The sequence below is a fragment of the Arcobacter rhizosphaerae genome, from assembly GCF_049472155.1.
Lineage (GTDB): Bacteria > Campylobacterota > Campylobacteria > Campylobacterales > Arcobacteraceae > Arcobacter_B.
On sequence record NZ_JBMOVW010000001.1, the window covers coordinates 456,547 to 475,678 of the forward strand.

Here is a 19,132-nt window from a genome sequence, read left to right on the forward strand (position 1 = left end):
TAATGCAAGAATGGCAAAATATTTACTCACATTTTGACCCTGTAGCTTTTAATGTTGCAGGGGTTTCTGTACATTGGTATGGGATTATGTATGCTCTAGCCTTACTCTCAGCAATTTTTATAGCAAAATGGTTTATAAAAAAAGATAAATTAGCAATTTCAGAAGATACTTTTGATTCTTATATTTGGTGGGCAGAAATAGGTGTAATTTTAGGTGCTAGACTTGGATATATACTTTTTTATGATCCAAATACTATTTATTATCTTACTCACCCATGGCAAATATTTAATCCTTTTGGAAATAGTGGAGAATTTGTTGGTATTTCAGGAATGTCTTATCATGGAGCATTTATTGGATTTATATTAGCTTCATATCTATTTTGTAGAAAAAATAAAATTTCATTTTGGTTTGTAACTGATATTGCTGTACTTGGTATTTCAGCTGCTTATGTATTTGGAAGAATAGGTAATTTTTTCAATCAAGAGTTAATAGGTAGAACAACTGATGTTCCATGGGGAATTTATGTAGATGGAGTTTTAAGACATCCTTCTCAAATATATGAAGCTATATTAGAAGGTTTAGTAGTATTTTTAATATTAGTTTATTATAGAAATCGAAAAACTTTTGATGGTCAATTAGCTTTAATGTACGGTATTTTATATTCTCTTATGAGAATTACAGCAGAGTTTTTTAGGCAGCCAGATGTACAGTTAGGTTTCTTATATAGTGACTGGCTAACAATGGGTATATTACAGTCTGCGGGTGTATTATTTGTATGTATAGGAGTGTTTTTTTACGCTAGTAAAAGAAATAAAAAAAATAGTTAACAAATCTAATTGTTAACTATTATCTTCAATATAGCCAGAATCAATAGCTAATTCGTCTATTTTCTTCTTTAATAAATCTAATCTCCATCCATGTCTATTCGCAAAATTCTCTATCTCAGCTTCTCTTTGTTCTGGAGTACAAAATACAAAGATTCTTTTTAGGAATGGTTTTGGAATTTGTATAGCTATTAATTGAAAATAATTTTCTTTACAGCTTCTTGAACAAAAAGCTTTGCTCATAGCAATTTTCTTTTTGCAGTATGGACAATGCGACATTATTTATTACCTTTTTGAATTAATTTGTAGAACTTTGCTTTGGTGACATCTTGTAGAAATTTAGGGTCAATATCATGTAAAGCTATAATATCCACTTCCTTATCTTCCATAAGCCAACCTTTTCCTGTATCTTTTATGGTTTCTTCCTCAAAAAGTTTAATTAACTCTTCTTTTGATACTATTAGTTCTTCTTGCATATTATAACTTTTTTATTAACATTTGTAAATAGATAATCTTATTTTTTAAAATTATCTATTGTATATCCCTTATTAGAATGATTTTTTACTATCTCATAATAAGTTTTTTGTCTTACTTTATTTACAATATTTCTCATAGTGTAAATTGACATATCTTTGCCTTTCCAAACGACTTCTTTGATTAAATCATAATCAACAATTTCATTTCTTTTTGAAATTAATAGTTTTAAGAATGATTTTTCAAGTCTAGTGAATTCTATTAATACTCCACCAGCTTTAAAGAATTGATCTCTATATTCATCAAAATAAATACCATTATCAAATTCTATTTTATCACCTCTTTTTGTTTGATTTAGACACATAATAACTGCTAATTTAATATCTTTTGCTCTTAAAGGTTTAGATAAAAAAGTATAAGCACCATTGTTAATAGCTGTAACAATATTTTCATTTTCATCAGAATCAGAAATAACAATTTTTGGTAAAGTAGGAGCTACTTCTGTTAATTCACTGCAAAGCTCAGAAAAAGAAACACCTTCAACATTTGTGTCAATTACTGCCATGTCATAAGTAGTTGAAGTAGCTAATTTTATTGCACTATCTAAATTCTTTGCAATTTTTAATTCTTTAAAATATTCGTCAAATTCATTTTCTATAGTTTGATGAACTGTTTCATCAGCACTAATAAAAAGTAACTTAGCGTTGTATAACTTTCTTGTATTTTTTACTGTTTTTAACATGTTATTACTCTTTATATATTAATTTTATACATAATAATAACAAATATTTCTTTACTTGTCAAAATAAAAGTTATATATTTGATATTATTAAGTAAGAATTAAGATTATTTCAAATCTTGCCAAGAGTCTCCTACACATACAGACACTTCTAGTGGTATTTTTAATTTATAAATATTTTCCATTATTTTAGATAAATCAGAAGTTATATTTTCAACTTCACTCTCTTTTATTTCAAAAATAAGTTCATCATGTATTTGAAGTAACATTTTTACATTCTCATTATTTTCATATTTTTTATGAATCTCTAACATAGATAATTTTATTAAATCTGCAGCACTACCTTGAAAAAGTGTATTTACTGACTCTCTTAAATAAGCTGCTTTTTGCATACCATTTGCAGAATTAAAATCAAATAGTCTTTTTCTTTTTATTAATGTTTTTACATAACCATTTTCATAAGCAAAATCTTCAATTGATTTTAAATAATCTTTCACATTTTTAAAAGCTTCAAAATAAGATTCTATGTAAACTTTTGCTTCTTTTGATGGAATTCCTAAAGTATCACCTAATTTTTTACTTCCCATACCATAGAGTAATCCAAAGTTAATTGATTTTGCAATTGATCTTTTTTCATCTGCGTGTTCTTCCCCAAAGATTTTAACCGCAGTTTGTCTATGAATATCTAAATTATTTTGAAAAGCCTCTACTAAAGCTTCATCTTCACTAAAGTGCGCAAGTAATCTAAGTTCAATTTGCGAATAATCAATTCCTACTAATTTATATCCATCTTGTGGAATAAAAGCCTTTCTTATTCTTTTACCTACTTCACTTCTTACAGGGATATTTTGTAAATTAGGGTTTTTAGAACTTAATCTTCCTGTTGCTGTACCTGTTTGTAAAAATGATGTATGTATTTTACTATTTTCATTTTCTAAAGCAAGTTTTAAAAGTGGTTCTAAATATGTTGATTGAAGTTTATATGCTTCTCTATATTCTAGTAATAATGGAATAATTTCATGTTGGTTTTCTAATTTATGAAGTACCACTTCATTTGTACTATAACCAGATTTAGTTTTTTTAACTACTGGTAATTCTAGTGTTTCAAATAATATTACACCTAATTGTTTTGGAGAATTTATATTAAACTCTCCTCCTGCTAATTCATATATTTTTTTTGTTAATTCTTGAATATGAATATTATTAGAAATTTTTAATTCTTCTAAAACTTTTGTATCAATTTTAATTCCATTGTTTTCCATATTGCTAAGAACTTTTATAAAATCAAATTCATAATTAAATGCAATATCTAAAAGTTCACTATTTTCATCTTCTTTAAATAGCTCTAATTGTTTATTAAATAATTTTAAAGTCATAAGTGCATCTTCTGCTGCATAGTTACAAGCTTCATTTATATTTACATTTGAGAAGTTTTCACCTTTTTTAACAACATCTTTATAAGCTATCATTGTATGATCAAAGTACTTATCAACTTGATAATCTAGTCCTATTTTTTCAGCGGTATTTAAAAGCCATGATAAAATCATAGTATCTGCATAAAGATTTAGTTCTATATTTAGATTTTCTTTTACAATTACGTAATCATATTTGAAATTTTGAAGTACTAGTTTAAATTCATTTAATTTATTAATAGCTTTTTTTGAAGCTTCTAAACTTATTTGTTCCCCTACTCCTAAGTAAAAATGAGAAATAGGTACATAATAAGCTTTATTAGTTTCATAAGCAAAAGAAAAACCAACAATTTTTGCATTTTTAGCATCTATATCTGTTGTTTCTGTGTCAAAGGCAACAATTGAGTCTTTTGGAATAGAATTAATTACTTCAAAAAGTCTATTTTCATTATCTAATAATATATATTCATAATTTTCTTTTACTTTTGGTTCTGGTATTTTAGTTTTATAATTTAAACCGTTTTTATTTACCCTGTCAATAATTCTATTCATATCATATTCATTTAAAGTATCAGCTATTTTTAAAATAGGATTCTCTTCTGGTAGTGTAAACTCTTCAATATTATCTATACAATGACAATCATGGCTTAGTGTAACTAATTGTTTAGATATAAATGCCATTTCTTTACCATCTGTAAGAAGAGTTTTCCATCTTTTTTTCTCGATATTTTCTAAATTAGCATAGATATTATCTAGTGTTCCATACTCTTTTATTAATGCTTCTGCTGTTTTAGCACCTACACCTTTTACCCCTGGTACATTATCCGCACTATCGCCTAATAATGATTGGTAATCTGTAAATTGATTGGGTTTTACTCCGTATTTTGAGTAACAATTCTCTTCATTTATAACTACTTTTTTAATAGGATCAAAAAGATAAATAGAATCATCTTCTATAAGTTGGTATAAATCTTTATCATGTGAAACAATTCTAACTTCTAAATCTTTTTGCTTAGCATCATGGGCAATAGAAGCAATAATATCATCTGCTTCAAATCCTGTTCTAATTGCTGTTTTAAAGCCCATTTTTTCTATCCAATCAATGGCAACTGGAAGTTGAGTTAATAAGTCTTGAGGTACATCAGGTCTATGGGATTTATACTCTGGGTATATATCATTTCTAAAAGTATTTCCTTTAGCATCAAGAGCGAAAACTAAGTAGTCTGTTTGAAAGTCTTTACCTATATTTGATATAAAATTCATAAAGCCAGTTAATAGTCCTGTTGGAAAACCAGTCTTTGATTTTAAAGGGGGTAAAGCATAATAGGATCTAAATAAAAATCCAAATGTATCAATAACAGTAATAGTTTTTTTCATTAATTTCTTCTTTCATAGTCGTATTTAAAGATAAAATATTATAATATATACACTAAAAATAAGGTTTTATAAGATAAGGAATTAAAATGATTATTATACCTGCAAGATTAAATTCTAGTAGATTTGAGAATAAAATATTAGTTGATATTATGGGGTTACCTATGGTTATAAAAACTGCAAAGCAAGTAAGTTCACTTGATAAAGTTGTTATAGCTACGGACTCACAAGAAGTAATTGACCTTGCGAAAGAGCATGGTTTTGATGCTGTTTTAACTTCAAGTGAGCATCAAAGTGGTACAGATAGAATTAATGAAGCAGTGAATAAATTAAATTTATCAGAAGATGAAATAATTGTAAATGTTCAAGCAGATGAACCATTTATTGAAACACAAGTTGTTGAAGCCGTTATAAATAGAGTAAAAAAAGTAATAGAAGAAAAAGAAGATGTAATGATTACTTCTTGTTATAAAAAAATTAGTTCAGAATTAGCAGATGATCCAAATCATGTTAAGGTAGTTTTAGATGAGTTAGGTAATGCTATTTATTTTTCAAGAGCAAAAGTTCCTTATCATAGAGACCATTATGAAAACTCAAGTTATTATGGGCATTTAGGTATTTATGGTTTTACAAAAAAGTCTTTAAATGCATTTTGTAAGTTAAACCCTTCAAAGCTAGAATCAGTAGAAAAATTAGAACAGTTAAGAGCCATTGATAATGGTAATACTATTGCGATGGTTAAAGTTGAATCTAAATCTTTTGGAATTGATACTCAAGAAGATTTAGATAATGCTTTAAGAATATTTAAAAAATAATTATAATTTTATAGTTTACATAACAAAGTGCTAATATAAAGTAAGTATAAAGCATTTTTATGTAAAACTATGAAAATAAATAACTTTAAGGTAAAGAATGCATTTTAGTGTCTTAATAGCTGATGAAAATCTAGAAGAATACACAGGTTTTAGTCAACACATTAAAAAATATACTAATAATATTACTATAAATTATTCTACAAATAATAAAGAAGTTTTTTTTAATTTAGAAAATACTAATTTGTTAGTACTTAATACAAGAATTCAAAGCTATGAAGAATTAATAATTAAATGTAAAGAATTAAATATAAATATTATACTTATTTGTAATGAAGAAGTATCAAAAAAAGAGTTTGATTATTTAAGTTCTCCTATTGATTTTGAAGAGCTATATTTTAAAATTGAAAATTATAGAAGTTTATATACAAAAGATGTTCAAATTAAAAAAGAGCAAGAATTATCAAGTTCTATAATTAATAATATAAATAATCCTCTTTTTTTAACAGATGGGAAGACTGTAATATTTTCTAATCAATATTTTAATCAATTGACTTCATGTAAAAATGAAGAGGAAATTAATAAGAAATATAAAAAAATTTCTAATTTATTTGAAAATGAAGTTCAATGTATAAAAAAAGGTGATGATAACTGGTTAGAAAAAACTGAAAAAGATGATAATAAAGTTTGTATTTTTGATAAAGATGAAAAAAAGTATTTTACTATACAAAAAATCTTTTTGGCTCACAATCATACAAATATTATTTTACTAAATGATATATCCCATGAAATAAAATACAAAAATGATTTATATAACCTTTTATATACAGATAATTTAACATCTTTACCTAATCGTGCAAAGCTAATTGATAGTTTACAACAAAATAAGTTGAATTTAGACGGAATTTCAATTTTTGATATAAATTCATTTAAAGAAATTAATGATTTTTTTGGACATAGAATTGGTGATGATATTTTAAAAGGTGTTGGAGAATTAATACATAATTGTATTAAAGATTATAAACAATTAAGTTTATATAAGTTCCCTGCTGATACTTATTGTATTACAAATACTAATTTAGAACAAGATAAATTTTTGGAAATTGTACAGAATATTTCAGAAGAAGTTTATAAAAAAGTTTTTTATTATGAACAATATGAAATTGATGTGAGAATTACGGCAGGAATTTCTTTTTCTCATAAAAATAATAAATTAATTACAGCAGATATTGCTTTACAAAGTGCAAAAAAAGATCATAAAGATTATCTTGTATTTTATGATGAATTAGATAAATTACAAGAGTATGAAAATAATATGCTATGGTCAAAAAAGTTAAAAACAGCATTTCAAAATGATAAAATTGTAGTATTTTATCAACCTCTGATAAATAATAAAACATTGAAAGTTGATAAGTATGAGTGTCTTGTAAGACTTATTGATGAAGATAATAAAGTAATATCTCCATTTTTCTTTTTAGATATTTCAAAAAAATCAAATCAGTATTCAAAACTTACAAAAATAGTAATAGAAAAGTCTTTTAAAAAATTCAGTGAATTACCATTTGAATTTTCTGTAAATATTTCTTATGAAGATATTGAAGATCCGCAATTTTTGGATTTTATAAAAGAAATGCTTAATAAATATAAAGTGGCAAATAAAGTTGTTTTTGAAATTTTAGAAGATGAAAATATTAAAAACTATCAACACTTAATAAATTTTGTAGATGAAATTAAAGAATTAGGTTGTAAAGTTGCAATTGACGATTTTGGAAGTGGTTATTCAAATTTCGAACATTTATTAAAAATGAATGTTGATTACTTAAAAATTGACGCTTCCTTAATAAAAAATATTGCTACAGATGAAAACTCATTAAAAATCACTAAAACGATTGTAGAGTTTGCGAAGAATTTAAATTTAAAAACAATTGCTGAATTTGTTGAAAATGAAGAGATATTCAATATAATTAAAGATTTAGGTGCAGATTTTTCTCAAGGTTATTATTTTTCAGCACCAATTCCAGAACCTAATTTGTATGAATTTGTAGGAGTAATTAATGAATAAAGAAATTTTAGAGAATATCTCTGTATTATATGTAGAAGATGAAAATGATGTAAGAGAATTTACTGCTAAACTTTTGGGTTCTTTAGTTGAAAATGTATATTCTGCACAAAATGGATTAGAAGGTTTAGAACTATTTAAAGAAAACTCATCATCTATTGATCTAATTGTTTCAGATATTAATATGCCTAAAATGGATGGTCTTGAAATGTGTACTTTAATAAAAAAAATAAATAAAGATATTCCTATTGTAATTACAAGTGCACATAATGATCCGAATTTTTTAAAAAAAGCAATTGATGTTGGAGTAAACACTTATGCTATGAAACCTATTGATTTGTATCAATTAGTTGAAAGTATGATAAAAGCAATTGAACCAATTATTTTAAAGAAAGAACTAGAGCAATTAAATGTTTCTTTAGAATCAAGAGTTGAACAAGAAGTTCAAAAATTGAAATCAATATTAGATGCACAAGATAACATAGTATTAGTTACAAATAATGATACTTTAACAAATGTGAATAAAAAATTTTTAGAGTTTTTTAAAGTTAAAGATATTGAAGAGTTTACTTCAAAAACTCCAAAAGTATATGAACTTTTTCAAGAAGAGTATGGTTTTATTACAAAAGATTTATTACAAAAACAAAAGTGTTGGATTACTTATATAAAGTCTTTACCAGAAATTGATAGAGTTGTAAAAATAAAAAATGAAGATAATGAACAAAGAATTTTTACTATAAATATTGATAATTATGATGAGAAGGATAATTATTTTGTAATTTCTCTTACTGATATTACAGAATTAAAAGAAAAATCTAATTTACTTGAATATCAAGCTAGTCATGATCCTTTAACTGGATTAAATAATAGAAATAAATTTAAAGAAATTTTTGGAAAAGAAATAAGAAGAGGACATAGATATAAGAATGATTTATCTTTAATAATTTTTGATTTAGACTTCTTTAAAAAAATAAATGATAATTATGGTCATCAAATTGGAGATGAAGTATTAAAAGATATTGCTCAAGTAGTCTTAACAAATGTTAGAGAACATGATATTGTTGTTAGATGGGGTGGTGAAGAGTTTTTAATACTTTTACCTGAAACAGGAAATGATGGGGCTATTAATGTTGCCGAAAAAATCAGACTTGCTATTGAAGAAAAAAGTTTTAGTTCAAAGAACTTGAGTTTAACTGCTAGTTTTGGAGTAGGAACTTTACTTGAAAATGATGAAGAAAGTTCTTTTTTAAATAGAACAGATGAAGCATTATATAAAGCAAAAAATACAGGAAGAAATAAAATTATATCATGTTGATAAAAAAAGATTTTAACTTTAAAAGTTAAAATCTTCTCCTAAGTAATGTTCTCTTACTTTGTTATCGTTTTTAATTTCTTCACTAGTTCCACTAGCAAGTAAAGCCCCTGCTTTCATTACATAAGCTCTATCACAAATCTCTAAAGTTTCTCTTACATTATGATCAGTAATTAAAACTCCAATATTAATTTTTGTTAATTGTGAAATAATTTCTTGGATATCTTTTACTGCAATAGGATCAACTCCTGCAAAGGGTTCATCAAGTAATAAAAATTTAGGATGGGAAACTAAAGCTCTAGCAATTTCAGTTCTTCGTCTCTCTCCTCCTGATAAAGATACTCCTTTTCTTTGTCTGATGGGTTCAATATTAAATATTTCAAGTAGTTCTTCAACTCTTTTGTGCTGTTCTTCTTTATCATCAGTTACTATTTGTGCTGCTAGCATAAGGTTATCTTCTACTGATAAATCTTTAAAAATTGAAGACTCTTGTGGTAAATAACCTATACCTTTTAAAGCTCTTTTATGTAAAGGTAAATGAGTTATTTCCTTGTCATCAAAATAAACATCACCAGAACTTGGTTTTACTAAACCACATACTGTATAAAAAGTTGTTGTTTTTCCTGCACCATTTGGTCCTAATAATCCTATAATTTCTCCAGAATTTACTTCTAAAGAAATACCATGTAAAATTTCTGTTTTTTTAATTGATTTTGTTATATCTTTTATTTGTAGTTTATGATTCAATTGTATATAACCTTTTATTCTCTTTTTTATCTATATTTATCACTAAAACTTCATATCCATATTCTGTAAGTATTTCTTGAAGTTTTTTATCTCCCCACTCTACAAAGTGAATACCTTCTTTTTCAAACTCTTCTAACATTCCAAGAGAGATAAATTCCTCTAAAGTTTTGTTATAAACATCATAATGATATATTTCATCACTATAGATTGATTGTAATGAAAAAGTTGGAGATGTAACTAAGTCATTTAATCCTTGAGCTTTTACGTAGTTTTTTACAAGAGTTGTTTTACCACTTGCTAAATCACCCCTTAGTATTACAATATAATCTTTATTTTTTACAATCGAATCTAAATATGAAATTAATTGCGTTAATTCATTTTCTTCAAGTTCAAATTTTTTTTTCAAGTTATTACCATCTACTTTAATTGATTTGATACTTTAATAAGTTCTTCTAATTTTTCTTTTGTTTTTCCACTTTGAATGGCATCTCTTGCTATTTCTATACCTTCTTTGATATCTCTTGCTTTTTCATCAACTATTAGTGCTAAGGCAGCATTTATTAAAACAATATCAAGCTTTGGACCAATTAGTTCATTTGATAGAATAGCTTTTGTTGTATAAGCATTTTCAATAGCATCTCCCCCGACAATAAACTCTTTTGGAGCAAGTTTTAATCCAAACTCTTCTGGGTCAATCTCAAAATCTTCTATTTTCCCATTTATTAGTGAAGTTGCATAGGAAATATCAGAAATTGATACTTCATCCATTCCATCTTTTGAAGATACAATGATTGATCTTTTTGTATCAAGCATATCTAAAGCATAAGCAATTTTATTTATATAAGTTTTATCAAAAACACCTATCAACTGCTTTGAAACAGTAGCGGGATTTGATAAAGGACCTAATATATTAAATATTGTTCTATGTGGGATACTTTTTCTAATAGGCATTATATATTTCATGGCAGGATGATGTTTTTGTGCAAACATAAAACAAAAGTTTGATTCTTCAAGCATTTTTGCTGAATTTTCAAGTGACATTTCAAGATTAAGTCCTAAAGCTTCAAGCATATCAGCACTTCCACTTTTACTTGTAATACTTCTGTTTCCATGCTTTGCTACATAACAATCACAAGCAGCTAAAATAATAGATACAGTAGTTGATATATTAAATGAATTAGATTTATCTCCTCCTGTACCACAATTATCAATTAGTTTTTCTTTAATACTATAATTTACTGGTAAAGGAATCAAATGATCTCTCATTGCACTAGCAGCTCCTGCTATTTCAGCAGCTGTTTCTCCTCTTTCAAATAACTCAATTAAATAATCTCTAACTTCTTCTTGAGGCAGCCTATTTTCAAATATATCATCAAATTTTAATTTTGCCGTATTAAACATATTTATCCTTCTATTTTCTTAACATACTCAGACATTTTAGATTTTGGAGTAGACTTTGAAGTTGGTATTTGTAATACTTCAAATTTATCAATTTTTTCAAGATATTTAATTTCTATTAAATCCCCTACTTTAACCTCTTTTGCTTTTTTTACCGCTTGGTTATTTATAAAAACTACTTTGTGTTCAAGCATATCTTCAGCAACTGCTCTTCTTTTTGTTATATTTACTGCGTTTAAAAATTTATCTATTCTCATAAGAGAGATTATATCTAATTATTATTAAAAGTGCTTTTTATACAATGGAAATTAAGTAAAGGTTAATAATATGTTTAAATTATTTTATAGATATATTTAGATATAATATTTGCTTAAAATTTATATGAAATCATAGGATAAATTAAATGAGTAAAAAAGATGTTAAAAAAGTTGTATTAGCTTATAGTGGTGGGCTTGATACTTCAACTATATTAAAATGGCTTCAAGATGAGTATAAAGCTGAAGTTATTACTTTTACTGCTGACTTGGGACAAGGTGAAGAAGTTGAACCTGCAAGAGAAAAAGCTTTAGCTTGTGGAATTAAACCTGAAAATATTTTTATTTTAGATATCAAAGAAGAGTTTGTAAAAGATTATGTATTCCCAATGTTTAGAGCAAATGCAATTTATGAAGGTGAATATTTATTAGGTACATCTATTGCTAGACCTTTAATCGCAAAAAAACAAATTGAAATTGCTAATAAAATGGGTGCAGATGCTGTATCACATGGAGCTACAGGAAAAGGAAATGATCAAGTAAGATTTGAACTTGGATACTTAGGATTAAACCCAGATATTACTGTTATTGCTCCTTGGAGAGAATGGGATTTAAATTCAAGAGAAAAACTATTAGCTTATGCAAGAAAACATGGAATAGAAATTGATAAAAAACATTTAGATGAAAATGGAAATCCAGCAATTTCTCCTTACTCTATGGATGCAAATTTACTTCATATCTCTTATGAAGGTTTATCATTAGAAGATCCAAATGCAGAACCAGAAGAATCAATGTGGTTATGGACTAATTCTCCTGAAGAAGCACCAAATGAAGCTGAATATATTACTATTTCATATAAAAATGGTGATCCTATTGCTATTAATGGTGAAGAAATGTCACCTGCAACTATCTTAGAGACTTTAAATAAATATGGTAATAAACATGGAATTGGAAGAATCGATATTGTTGAAAATAGATATGTTGGGATGAAAGCTAGAGGTTGTTATGAAACTCCAGGTGGAACTATCATGTTAAAAGCACATAGAGCAATTGAATCAATTACATTAGATAGAGAAGCTGCTCACTTAAAAGATGAATTAATGCCTAAATATGCTAAGTTAATTTACCAAGGATATTGGTTCTCTCCTGAAAGAGAAATGATGCAAGCAGCTATTGATAAAACACAAGAAAATGTAGAAGGTACAGTAAGATTAAAACTTTATAAAGGTAATGTTATTGTAGTTGGTAGAGAATCAGAAAAATCTTTATTCTCAGAAGCACACTCTACATTTGAAGAAGATGAAGTATATAACCAAAAAGATGCAGAAGGATTTATCAGACTTAATGCTCTAAGATTTATAATTTCTGGTGAAAATAAAAAATACTATCATTTATAAAAATATAAATAAATAATATTTATATTACTTGCAAAAAGGGCATTTTTTACAAATGCCCTTTTTTTATTATTAATTAAAACTATACCCAAACTTTTTATAGTAGCTAAAATGTAACTTTTTTAAGATATAATATTATGTGTATTTATATAATTTAAAAAAAGTGAAAATAAATGAACTATTTAGAAGATCTTAAAAAAATAGTAAAAATCAATTCATATACTGCAAATAAAGATGGTGTGGATGAAGTTGGCTTACAAATGACACAATGGCTTGAAAATATAGGCTACTCTACAACTAAATATAAAAGAGAACTTATTGGAGATCATCTTTTATTTAAATCAAACAAAAAAAATGGAAAGAAAATATTATTATTAGGTCATAATGATACTGTATTTCCAAAAAATTATTTTGAAGATTATACAGAAGATGAAAAATGGATTTATGGTCCTGGTGTTTGCGATATGAAGGGTGGGAATATTGTAGCACTAGAAGCTCTTAGAAATCTTTATAAAAAATATGGTCAAATTAATAATATTGATTTTTTACTAGTAAGTGATGAAGAAACTGGAAGTGATGATTCTAAAGATGTTACTTCTAGTTTAGCAAAAAATTATGATTATTGTTTTGTTTTTGAAGCTGCAGGTAAAAATTTAGAAGTAGTAACTTCACGAAAAGGTGTTGGAAGATATATTGTTAAAATAGAAGGAAAAGCAGCTCATGCAGGTACTTCTTATGAAAAAGGAATAAATGCAAACCTTGAAGGAGCAATTAAACTACAAAAATATAGTCAATTACTTGATTTAGATGAAGGTACTATTGTAAATGTAGGAAAATGTGAAGGTGGAATAGGAATAAATACAGTATCTCCTTTTTTTGAAATGATGTTTGAATTTAGATTTGATAAAAAAAGTGAAAAACAAAGAGTGATGAGTTGCGTTGAGGAAATATCTAATACTAGTTTTGTTGAAGGTTCAATTTGTCATCTTGATGGAATAATTCAAAGAGATGTTATGGAAGAGAATCAAAAACAATTAGAGTATCTTAATTTTTTAGAAAAACTTACAAATCAAAAAATTCCTAAAGAACATAGAGGTGGAGTTAGTGATGCTAATATTGTTTCAAATTGTGGAACAATTACTATTGATGGTTTCGGTCCTTATGGGGATGGGGATCATACTTTAAAAGAAAGAGCACTTAAGAGTTCTTTTGAACAACGAATACAAATGATGACAAAAATTTTAGATTATTATCAAAATAGCAATTAAAAATATTTATAGAAGGGATAGTATGGGCAATAGACAAATTGGTATGTGGTTATATCAAAATGGTGGTGGAGATAAAATCCAAGAAAAATTAATTAAACAATTAAAACAAAGAGATATTGATGTACTTGCTAATATAAATTTAAGAGATGCAATTGCAAAAAATGGGCATATCTTATACAAGGATATTAAACTTGATAAATTAGATTTGTTCTTTTCTTATAATGCAGGAGAGCAAACACAATATCAAATGTATTTGTATAAAGCATTAAATCATGTAATACCAATGATTAATTCTTATGATGCTTTTGAATTAACAGAAGATAAATTTCAAACATCTTTTCTTTTAAGGCACAACAAAATACAAACAGCCGATTATAAACTTTGTCATAGGGATGATACTCATCATCTTCAAGAAATAATGGAGAAGTGGACTAAGATGGTTTATAAACCAACTGATGGTTGGGGTGGAGTTGGTCTTACAAAAATAGAAAACCAAGAGACATTAGATATGTTAATTCCTTTTTTAAATCAGATGGATTTGAGATATTTTTATGTAGAAAAATTTATAGATTATGATAATACTGATTACAGAATTGATATTGTTGATGGACAGTTTGTTGGTTGTTATGGAAGAAAGGCAAGAGAAGGAAGCTGGAAAACAAATGTTACTAGTGGAGGAAGTGTTTTTCCTAGAGAGGTAAATGATGATGTAATCAATTTGGCACTAAAAGCTGTTAAAGTTACAGGACTTGATATTGCAGGAGTTGATATTATTTATGATAGAAAAAAAGAAGAGTATATAGTTTTAGAAGTAAATGGAATTCCTGCTTTTGCAACACCAGAGCAAGAAAAACTTGGACTGGACTTTAATGATAAAAAAATAGAACTAATAGCAAATTTAATTGATAAAAAAACAAAAAAATAAGGGAGAGAAAATGGATAAATTACCAAAATTGGGATTTTTATATCTTGATTATGTTTTAAGATTCTTTGATCATTCAAATTTCAAAGGTTGGCCAGATAAAATTGAAGAAGTTGTATATCATTGGAAAAATGATAAAGATAGATTTATTAAGGAAGTTAAAAGAAAAAAGATTGATATCTTAATTGGTAATATTCCAGCTACTGCTTATGATACTTTTGTAGAGATATCAAAAGAGTTACCTCATGTTAGGTTTGTTCCTTCACTACAAACACAATTTTCAAATAAATCAAAAGAGAATGTAACTTTATTTTGTGAAAAAAATAATCTTAGTATCCCTAAAACAAAGATTTTTTATGATAAGAAAAAAGGTTTTGAATATTTAAAAAATAAAGCCTCTTATCCTCAAATTATAAAAAGGTCTTATGGACCATCTAATTATGGTGGATACTATGTACACAAAGCTGATAATTATAATGAAGCAAAGAAATTATTAGAAGATAAGAAATATAATCCTATTTATACACAAAATGCAATTGATTTAAAATATTCAGGGGATTTAAGAGTTATGTTAATTGGACATAAACCAATTTGTGCATTCTGGAGATTTTCAGGAGCTGGTGAATGGATTACTAATACATCTCAAGGTGGTTCAATGTCTTATGATAATGTTCCTATGAATGCTTTAGAATTAGCAGTTGATGCAAGTAAAGCTGCAAAAGCTGAGTATTGGGCTTGTGATATAGCAATAGATGCCAAAACTAATAAAGCATATATATTAGAGTGCGCGACTGCATTTGCAGCCTTTCCTTATATTAGAGATTGGATTGGACAATATTTAATGTGGGACTTTTCAAATGGAAGATTTGGAATGCCTCATGTTCCTTTATATTCGTGGGAAGAATTAGGAAAAATTGATTCATCTTTACTTAGAACTATGAGACATATTGGGTTTAGTAAATATAAACCTTCTTGTGATGGTACATGGTATATAAATGATCCTAAAGATAAATTTGATATGTCTTTAACAGAAAAATCAATTGATTCAGATTTCCCTGCTTCTGTTAATCCTAAAGATTTACCAATTAAAAAAGAGTTAAATAATCAAGCCTTAAAAGATGAATTTGTTTTAGAAAGAATAAACTTCAATTGTGCTTCTCTAACTGATATTATGACTCTTCATGGTATGGAAGAGGAGTTAGCATTAGAAATTCAAGAATATTTAAAAGATAACATTGTGACAGATGCAAGTGATTTATTAGAACTTGAATCAATAGATGAACAACTTTTAAAAACATGGGATGAAAATCTTGATGATATGAGAATTGATATAAATACTGCAAATGAAGAAACTCTTAAGAAAATTAAAGGGATTGGATCTAAATTAGCAAAAGTTATATTAGATTTTAGAAATACTTTTAATGATTTTAGTTCAATTGATGAGTTAAAACAAATTGATGGTATAGGAAAAAATAAACTAACTCAATTAAAGTCTAGATTAAAAATAGGAGAATAAGTTGAAACAACTTTATAGATCATACGCCCAATCAACAGAAATTTTTAAAGATTTAGAAAAGAAGTATCCAAAGTACATTAAGCTTGAATCAATTGGACAAACTTGGGAAAAAAGAGATATAAATTTAATTACAATATCAAAAGATATACAAACAGCTTCAACTAGACCTGCCTTATTTTACACAGGAACTATTCATGCTAGAGAATGGATTGGACATGAATTAGCAATTGAATTTGTAACTTATATTTTAGAAAATTATGATAATGACCCTATTCTTAAGTTCTATTTAGAACACGCAACAATTTATATGGTTCCTTGTGTTAATCCTGATGGTTATGAATATTCAAGAAACCATTTTTCTTTTTGGAGAAAAAACAGGCGTGTAAATGCTGATGGAACTTATGGAGTAGATTTAAATAGAAACTTTCCAATAGGTTTTGTAAAATCAACATTAACTACTTCAAATGTATATGGAGGCCCAGAGCCATTTAGTGAACCTGAAACTCAAGCTTTAAAAAAATTTGTTGAAAGTCATGGGAATATAACAATAGCTTTAGATTATCATTCTCAAGGAAATGTCTTTTTCCCTGCCCATGATTTTAGACATGAGGATACTTTTGATACAACAGATATGAATACTTTATGTGCAAATATGGCAGAAAAAATTAGAAAAATTTCAGGTCGAGAATATGGGATACATCAAGGAAAACCACCAGCTAAACTTATTTCAGGAAGTGGTAGAGAATTTTATTATTCTAAAGGAATAATCTCTACTGTTGTTGAAGTTGGAACTAGAAATATAAGTGATTATTTAGATGATATGAGTGAACATATTAGAGAACATATTCCTGCACTCTTAGCTGCTGTAGCAGAAGTACCAAACTATAGTGGAAATGGCCCTAAAAGAGTTGAATCTTTTGAAGTAACTGATATAGGTTCTTCCCATGTAGAACTAAAATGGAATTATGAAGATAAAGAAAATATATACTTTGAGATTTATAGAAGTTTAAAAAATAAGTCTTTTTGTAATGATAGTAATTTAATAGTAAGAACTCAAAAATTAGAATTTAGTGATATTAATCTTTTTTCAAATAAAGATTATTATTATAATATTAGAGCTGTAAATAGTAAAACAGGTTTAAGATCACCTTTTTGCCCACAAATTAAAATTAGAACAAATCTTGAATATGATGAATTTAGTAGAACTTATTATGCTAGTAAAAATGAAACAGGATATGTATCTGAAAATATTAATGATAATGCAAAACATTTTGGTGTTAACTCTTTGTTTGTTGGTGTTGATGAACATAAAGGTGTTTCTTATGCAGTTATTACTATTGATATAAAGTCTTTACCTTCAAATGCATTAATAAAACATGCAGAGTTTAATTTATACCCTATTAATAGAGTATCAACAACAATTGAAAAATATGGTGAATGGAATGTTGCTATAGTTGATCAAACCCAAATGGGAGATATTACTGATTTTGATGATGTTGATAATATGAAAATTATTAAATATATAGGAAGACCAACTCAATCTCATCAATTAACACAAGGTATATGGAGAACTTGGGAATTCTCGGCTATGGAGTGTGAATTTCTAAAAAAGTATGTTCATAATAATAAAATAGTATTAAGAGTTGAAGGTCCAAAAGAACTTAGAATTGGAAGAACTAGACAAATGATGCAATGGGACATAGGTTATGGTAAATTTGGTTTTGGTCTTACATATAGACCAAGGTTAGAATTAACATATACATTAAAACCTGAAATAACTGCTTTATACCCTACTTCTGTTAATACAATAAGCAAAAATGAGATAAAAGATGATGAGATAACAGCTGGTTTTGATGAAAATGGATTAAAAATATATTCAACTTTTGAATTTAATTTATCATCATTACCTCCTTATGATAAGAGCATGATTACAAAAGCATATTTTGAGTTAAATTCAACAAAAATATATATTAAAGATGATATTAGATTTCATATTGAATTTGTCGATGATAATATTGAAAAAAATTATGAAAGTATCACAAATAGAGAAGTTATACAAAATATTGGTTATGATGTTAGTGCAGCAGAGCTTAAGAATAATCAAACACAGTATTTTATGTTTGACACTTTTGCTGAAAAGACTTTAAATGAAAAGGTAAAAGATAAAGAAAGTATTTCTTTTGTCTTAAAACCTACTTCTTCAAAAAAATCAATCAAAAATAAAAAAGTATCTTGGGAAATTAAAAATATATCTTTATCACCAAAATTAATTATTGAACATATACCAAAAAGAAGAGATAGTTTAGCTCAAGTAAAAAATGCAAAGCTAATTGAAGAAAATGGAAAAGTAAAGTTAACTTGGGAAAACCCTATTGATATTGACTTTGTAGGTGTAAAAGTTATAAAAAATCCATTTAGAGAGCCTTATTCTTCTCAGGATGGTCAAAAACTTTATGCAGGTAAAGATGATTATACTTATGATGATTTCGGAGCAATGGATATTGATAAGTATTATGCTATATTTACTTATGATGATGTTCCAAATTATAGTAAGCCTATAATATTAAAATATAATGCAAATAAGTAATACTTATTTGCATTTTTAAAAATCACAAGTTATAATAAAC

Annotated in this window: 17 protein-coding genes; 9 read left to right on the top strand and 8 right to left on the bottom strand. The window is 26.5% G+C overall.

Annotation, left to right across the window (positions count from 1 at the left end):
- The first annotated feature begins 2 nt into the window (after positions 1-2).
- Complete coding sequence (gene lgt / locus ACH5BH_RS02295; protein WP_404304065.1) at positions 3-827, top strand: prolipoprotein diacylglyceryl transferase; 825 nt, start codon at positions 3-5, stop codon at positions 825-827.
- Between the two features lie 12 nt (positions 828-839).
- Here lgt and ACH5BH_RS02300 read toward each other — a convergent pair whose 3' ends face one another.
- The 4 genes from ACH5BH_RS02300 to polA all read right to left on the bottom strand — a co-directional run bounded on the left by ACH5BH_RS02300 (position 840) and on the right by polA (position 4,826).
- Positions 840-1,103: a hypothetical protein gene (locus ACH5BH_RS02300; protein WP_423297307.1), complete on the bottom strand. Its 264-nt coding sequence runs from the start codon at positions 1,101-1,103 to the stop codon at positions 840-842.
- Positions 1,103-1,300 (bottom strand): hypothetical protein, encoded by a 198-nt coding sequence (locus ACH5BH_RS02305; RefSeq protein ID WP_404304063.1) that lies wholly within the window; start codon positions 1,298-1,300, stop codon positions 1,103-1,105. Before ACH5BH_RS02305 ends, ACH5BH_RS02300 begins: the two co-directional genes overlap by 1 nt.
- Before the next feature lie 38 nt (positions 1,301-1,338).
- Positions 1,339-2,040: a response regulator transcription factor gene (locus ACH5BH_RS02310; RefSeq protein ID WP_404304062.1), complete on the bottom strand. Its 702-nt coding sequence runs from the start codon at positions 2,038-2,040 to the stop codon at positions 1,339-1,341.
- Between the two features lie 104 nt (positions 2,041-2,144).
- Positions 2,145-4,826: a DNA polymerase I gene (gene polA, locus ACH5BH_RS02315; RefSeq protein ID WP_423297308.1), complete on the bottom strand. Its 2,682-nt coding sequence runs from the start codon at positions 4,824-4,826 to the stop codon at positions 2,145-2,147.
- Positions 4,827-4,912: 86 nt separating this feature from the next.
- Here polA and kdsB point away from each other — a divergent pair, with 86 nt between their 5' ends.
- The 3 genes from kdsB to ACH5BH_RS02330 all read left to right on the top strand — a co-directional run bounded on the left by kdsB (position 4,913) and on the right by ACH5BH_RS02330 (position 9,009).
- A complete protein-coding gene (gene kdsB, locus ACH5BH_RS02320) occupies positions 4,913-5,638 on the top strand; it encodes a 3-deoxy-manno-octulosonate cytidylyltransferase (RefSeq protein ID WP_404304060.1) in 726 nt (241 codons plus the stop codon).
- A 97-nt stretch (positions 5,639-5,735) separates the two neighbouring features.
- Complete coding sequence (locus tag ACH5BH_RS02325) at positions 5,736-7,697, top strand: EAL domain-containing protein (RefSeq protein ID WP_423297309.1); 1,962 nt, start codon at positions 5,736-5,738, stop codon at positions 7,695-7,697.
- The gene (locus ACH5BH_RS02330; RefSeq protein WP_423297310.1) at positions 7,690-9,009 is read left to right on the top strand and encodes a GGDEF domain-containing response regulator; all 1,320 of its coding nucleotides are present in this window, start codon (positions 7,690-7,692) and stop codon (positions 9,007-9,009) included. Before ACH5BH_RS02325 ends, ACH5BH_RS02330 begins: the two co-directional genes overlap by 8 nt.
- 18 nt (positions 9,010-9,027) lie before the next feature.
- On the opposite strand, the gene lptB is transcribed toward ACH5BH_RS02330, so the two are convergent.
- The 4 genes from lptB to ACH5BH_RS02350 are packed head-to-tail and all read right to left on the bottom strand — an operon-like array spanning position 9,028 to position 11,408.
- Positions 9,028-9,753, bottom strand: coding sequence for an LPS export ABC transporter ATP-binding protein (lptB, locus tag ACH5BH_RS02335; protein ID WP_404304057.1), 726 nt, complete (start codon positions 9,751-9,753; stop codon positions 9,028-9,030).
- Positions 9,743-10,159, bottom strand: a complete 417-nt coding sequence (tsaE, locus tag ACH5BH_RS02340; RefSeq protein ID WP_404304056.1) for a tRNA (adenosine(37)-N6)-threonylcarbamoyltransferase complex ATPase subunit type 1 TsaE — start codon at positions 10,157-10,159, stop codon at positions 9,743-9,745. Before tsaE ends, lptB begins: the two co-directional genes overlap by 11 nt.
- Positions 10,160-10,170: 11 nt before the next feature.
- Positions 10,171-11,154 (bottom strand): anthranilate phosphoribosyltransferase, encoded by a 984-nt coding sequence (trpD, locus tag ACH5BH_RS02345; RefSeq protein ID WP_423297311.1) that lies wholly within the window; start codon positions 11,152-11,154, stop codon positions 10,171-10,173.
- Between the two features lie 2 nt (positions 11,155-11,156).
- Positions 11,157-11,408 (bottom strand): S4 domain-containing protein, encoded by a 252-nt coding sequence (locus tag ACH5BH_RS02350; protein WP_423297312.1) that lies wholly within the window; start codon positions 11,406-11,408, stop codon positions 11,157-11,159.
- A 146-nt stretch (positions 11,409-11,554) separates the two neighbouring features.
- Here ACH5BH_RS02350 and ACH5BH_RS02355 point away from each other — a divergent pair, with 146 nt between their 5' ends.
- The 5 genes from ACH5BH_RS02355 (at position 11,555) to ACH5BH_RS02375 (ending at position 19,092) form a co-directional block, all read left to right on the top strand.
- On the top strand, positions 11,555-12,802 hold the full coding sequence (locus ACH5BH_RS02355; protein WP_404304053.1) for an argininosuccinate synthase: 1,248 nt from the start codon (positions 11,555-11,557) through the stop codon (positions 12,800-12,802).
- Positions 12,803-12,972: 170 nt separating this feature from the next.
- Positions 12,973-14,067 (top strand): M20 family metallopeptidase, encoded by a 1,095-nt coding sequence (locus ACH5BH_RS02360; RefSeq protein ID WP_404304052.1) that lies wholly within the window; start codon positions 12,973-12,975, stop codon positions 14,065-14,067.
- 22 nt (positions 14,068-14,089) lie between these two features.
- A complete protein-coding gene (locus ACH5BH_RS02365) occupies positions 14,090-14,992 on the top strand; it encodes an ATP-grasp domain-containing protein (protein ID WP_404304051.1) in 903 nt (300 codons plus the stop codon).
- Between the two features lie 10 nt (positions 14,993-15,002).
- Positions 15,003-16,505, top strand: a complete 1,503-nt coding sequence (locus ACH5BH_RS02370) for a helix-hairpin-helix domain-containing protein (protein ID WP_423297313.1) — start codon at positions 15,003-15,005, stop codon at positions 16,503-16,505.
- Between the two features lies 1 nt (position 16,506).
- Positions 16,507-19,092, top strand: a complete 2,586-nt coding sequence (locus tag ACH5BH_RS02375; protein WP_423297314.1) for a M14 family metallopeptidase — start codon at positions 16,507-16,509, stop codon at positions 19,090-19,092.
- The last annotated feature ends 40 nt before the right edge of the window (positions 19,093-19,132 follow it).

What these genes read in the sequence shown, in the direction of transcription:
- ACH5BH_RS02365 (WP_404304051.1), top strand. Translation starts at nt 14,090, where the DNA reads ATGGGCAATAGACAAATTGGTATGTGGTTATATCAAAATGGTGGTGGA.
- ACH5BH_RS02300 (WP_423297307.1), bottom strand. Translation starts at nt 1,103, where the DNA reads ATGTCGCATTGTCCATACTGCAAAAAGAAAATTGCTATGAGCAAAGCT.
- ACH5BH_RS02330 (WP_423297310.1), top strand. Translation starts at nt 7,690, where the DNA reads ATGAATAAAGAAATTTTAGAGAATATCTCTGTATTATATGTAGAAGAT.
- ACH5BH_RS02305 (WP_404304063.1), bottom strand. Translation starts at nt 1,300, where the DNA reads ATGCAAGAAGAACTAATAGTATCAAAAGAAGAGTTAATTAAACTTTTT.
- lgt (WP_404304065.1), top strand. Translation starts at nt 3, where the DNA reads ATGCAAGAATGGCAAAATATTTACTCACATTTTGACCCTGTAGCTTTT.
- ACH5BH_RS02310 (WP_404304062.1), bottom strand. Translation starts at nt 2,040, where the DNA reads ATGTTAAAAACAGTAAAAAATACAAGAAAGTTATACAACGCTAAGTTA.
- ACH5BH_RS02355 (WP_404304053.1), top strand. Translation starts at nt 11,555, where the DNA reads ATGAGTAAAAAAGATGTTAAAAAAGTTGTATTAGCTTATAGTGGTGGG.
- ACH5BH_RS02350 (WP_423297312.1), bottom strand. Translation starts at nt 11,408, where the DNA reads ATGAGAATAGATAAATTTTTAAACGCAGTAAATATAACAAAAAGAAGA.
- trpD (WP_423297311.1), bottom strand. Translation starts at nt 11,154, where the DNA reads ATGTTTAATACGGCAAAATTAAAATTTGATGATATATTTGAAAATAGG.
- ACH5BH_RS02360 (WP_404304052.1), top strand. Translation starts at nt 12,973, where the DNA reads ATGAACTATTTAGAAGATCTTAAAAAAATAGTAAAAATCAATTCATAT.
- ACH5BH_RS02325 (WP_423297309.1), top strand. Translation starts at nt 5,736, where the DNA reads ATGCATTTTAGTGTCTTAATAGCTGATGAAAATCTAGAAGAATACACA.
- ACH5BH_RS02370 (WP_423297313.1), top strand. Translation starts at nt 15,003, where the DNA reads ATGGATAAATTACCAAAATTGGGATTTTTATATCTTGATTATGTTTTA.
- polA (WP_423297308.1), bottom strand. Translation starts at nt 4,826, where the DNA reads ATGAAAAAAACTATTACTGTTATTGATACATTTGGATTTTTATTTAGA.
- kdsB (WP_404304060.1), top strand. Translation starts at nt 4,913, where the DNA reads ATGATTATTATACCTGCAAGATTAAATTCTAGTAGATTTGAGAATAAA.